This is a genomic window from Streptomyces boncukensis, assembly GCF_011045075.1.
Lineage (GTDB): Bacteria > Actinomycetota > Actinomycetes > Streptomycetales > Streptomycetaceae > Streptomyces > Streptomyces boncukensis.
In genome coordinates, this window is record NZ_JAAKZZ010000701.1 from 1 (window position 1) to 3067 (window position 3067).

A 3067-nucleotide genomic window follows, 5' to 3' on the forward strand; every position below is an offset into this window, starting at 1 on the left:
CCGTAGGGCCGGGCCCGGGGTCGGCGCCCGGCCCTACGGCCCCCCGACGGCCGTCGGCACTCGCGCCGTCGGTACGCCCACCGTCGGCGTGCCCGCCGCCGGTACGCCCGCCGCCGGCCGAGGAGCCAGCGGCGGCCTCAGTGACCCCGGTGACCCCGGTGACCCCGGTGGTCTCAGCAGTCTCAGCGGTCCCGGGGCCCGCGCCGGTCGCGGCGGGGTCCCCGGCTCCGGCACTGGCCGGGGGCCCCGCGCCGGGTCCGCTCGCTATGCCTTCCGTGGGCGCCCTGCGGCCCTCCAGGGCGCCCAGCGACTCGAAGAGGCCGGCCGCCTCCATGCGCCAGATGCGGTCCACGACCTCCTCCGGATACGCGGGCCACTCGACCGGCGTCCACTCCGTCGCCGAGCCGTGCGGGCTCCCGCCGGGGCCCGGGGTCGGGCGGGTGCCGTGGAAGAGGCGGGCCGCGAGGAGGGAGACCGCCGCGTCGACGGCGCCGGGCTCTTCCAGCAGGTCGCACGCGGGGCGCTCGCCCAGGCGGGAGGTGAAGCCCTCGGCGAGCCGGTCCCGGCGGGAGAGCTCGGTGAGCGCCGAGACCACCCCGGCGTTCAGCCGCGAGGGCCACAGCCCCAGCCGCCAGGCGGGCAGCGCCACCCGGGTGAGCAGCCGGTCCCAGCCCGCGTAGGCGAGCCCGACCTGCTCCTGGGCGACGACCCGCAGGCCGAAGTCCACGTTCTGGGCCCGCTCGGAGGCGGCCGCCGCCACCCCGCGCTCCATCTCGGCGGCGTGCGGCCCGGCGGTGCGGAGCATCAGCCGGGCGAGGGCGCCGACCGGACGGACGGCGGCGGCGCGCGCGGAGCGCTCGGCGACCGCGACCGCCGCGTCCAGCCCGCGGACGAAGCGGCGGGCCGCGGCTATGTCCGGGTGCGCGGACGGGCCGGTGCCCGCGACGACGGGCGCGAGCAGCGCGCGCAGCTCCGCGACCCGCATCCACCACAGGAAGGGCGAGCCGATGACGAGGACCGGCGCCGTCTGCCGCGCGCCCTCCTGCGGCGCCCGCGCGAGGTGCGCGCGGTCCTCCAGCCAGCTGTCGCAGTCCGGCGTGAGGGCGAGCGCGGAGGGGGCCGGGACGTCGAGGCGGTCGGCGAGGTCGCGCACCAGGGCGTACAGATCGGGGGCTTCGCGCTCCGCGATGGGGACGGTGGGCGAGACGGCGGGCCGGGCCCGCGCGATCACCGTCGCGGCGCCGCCCGCCACGGCGAGCACCGCCAGCGCGACGCCGGTGACGACCCAGCGGACGGTGTCCCAGCGGGGGCCCAGATGGCCCGTGGCATGCCCCGCGTACAGCACCACGGCCAGGGCCGCGGGCAGCAGCGCGGCGCCGAGCGCGACGCCGCGGATCCGCAGCACCGCGAGGGCGTGGGCCCGCGCGGACCGCGCGTCTGCCTGCTGACCAACCCCAGCCACGAGCTCCCTCACCCCCGAACGGCGTGTCGCGGACTTCCGGTTCCTCCGGCTTCTCACCACTGTGACACCGCGCGCTGACACCGCAACGTGCGCTGCGCCAGTCGGACGGACCGCACAGCGCATTGGCCCATACCGCCTGGGCGGAACCCTAGTTGGGGGGACAGGGGCCGTCAGCCGTCCAGGGGACCGGTCACTCGATGGAATGGCTTTGGGGAGAGGTCTTGTGTCACACCATCGGGTGAGTTAACGCGCGCTCAGAACGCCCGCACTCAGAACGCCCGCGCTCAGATCCCGGCGGCGATATCCGTACGGTGGTGCGAGCCCGCGAGCCGGATCCGGTCCACGGCGGTGTACGCGCGCTTCCTGGCCGTCGCCACATCGCCGCCGGTCGCCGTCACGGACAGCACCCGGCCGCCCGCGCTGACCAGCGTCCCGTCCACGTCCCGCCGGGTGCCCGCGTGCAGTACGTACGCGGCAGGCGCGTCCTGCCGCTCGACCTCGTCCAGCCCCTCGATCCGGTCGCCGGTACGCGGCTTCGCCGGATAGTCGTGCGCGGCGATCACCACGGTGACGGCGGCGCCCTCGCTCCAGCGCAGCGCCGGGAACTGGGCGAGCTGCCCGGTCGCGGCGGCCTGCAGCAGCCCGCCCAGCGGCGTCTTCAGCCGGGCCAGCACCGCCTGGGTCTCCGGGTCCCCGAAGCGGGCGTTGAACTCGATGACCCGCACCCCGCGCGAGGTGAGCGCCAGCCCGGCGTAGAGCAGGCCGGAGAACGGGGTGCCCCGGCGGCGCAGCTCGTGCACGGTGGGCTCCAGGACGGTGGCGGCCACCTCGTCCACCAGCTTGGGGTCGGCCCAGGGCAGCGGCGAGTAGGCGCCCATACCGCCGGTGTTCGGGCCCTCGTCGCCGTCGTGGGCGCGCTTGAAGTCCTGCGCGGGCTGGAGCGGGACGACCGACTCGCCGTCGGTGAGCGCGAAGAGGGAGACCTCGGGCCCGTCCAGGAACTCCTCGATGACGACGGCGCCGCCGCACTCCCGCGCGTGCGCCCGCGCCCGCTCGATGTCGTCCGTGACGACGACGCCCTTGCCGGCGGCCAGGCCGTCGTCCTTGACCACGTAGGGCGGGCCGAAGGCGTCGAGCGCGGCGTCCGCCTCCCCGGGCGTCGTGCAGACGTAGCTGCGCGCTGTGGGCACGCCAGCAGCGGCCATGACGTCCTTGGCGAACGCCTTGGACCCCTCCAGCAGCGCGGCCTCGGCCGACGGCCCGAACACCGGGATGCCGCGCTCCCGCACCGCGTCCGCGACCCCCGCGACCAGCGGGGCCTCCGGGCCGACGACGACGAGGTCGGCCCGGACGCCGTCGGAGGCCGCCAGCGCCGCGACGGCGGCGCCGTCGAGCGCGTCGACGGAGTGGAGCGTCGCGACGTCCGCGATTCCCGCGTTGCCGGGCGCGCAGTGCAGCGCCGCGACCTCGGGGTCGCGGGAGAGCGAGCGACAGATTGCGTGTTCGCGGGCACCGCCGCCAATGACCAGGATCCTCACGTGGTCAGCGTATCGGCCCCGGTGCGCGGCGGCGGGGGCCGGGAAGGGGCCACGTCCGGGCGGAAAA

At 76.9% G+C, this 3067-nt stretch carries 2 protein-coding genes; both read right to left on the reverse strand.

Annotated features, from left to right (window positions below; translation table 11 throughout):
* Positions 1 to 1462, reverse strand: a 1462-nt coding sequence (locus G5C65_RS34490) for a M48 family metalloprotease (RefSeq protein ID WP_338146795.1), incomplete at its 3' end; no start/stop codon positions are given.
* A gap of 284 nt (positions 1463 to 1746) precedes the next feature.
* The gene (gene purD / locus G5C65_RS34495) at positions 1747 to 3000 is read right to left on the reverse strand and encodes a phosphoribosylamine--glycine ligase (protein ID WP_165303003.1); all 1254 of its coding nucleotides are present in this window, start codon (positions 2998 to 3000) and stop codon (positions 1747 to 1749) included.
* Positions 3001 to 3067: the final 67 nt, after the last annotated feature.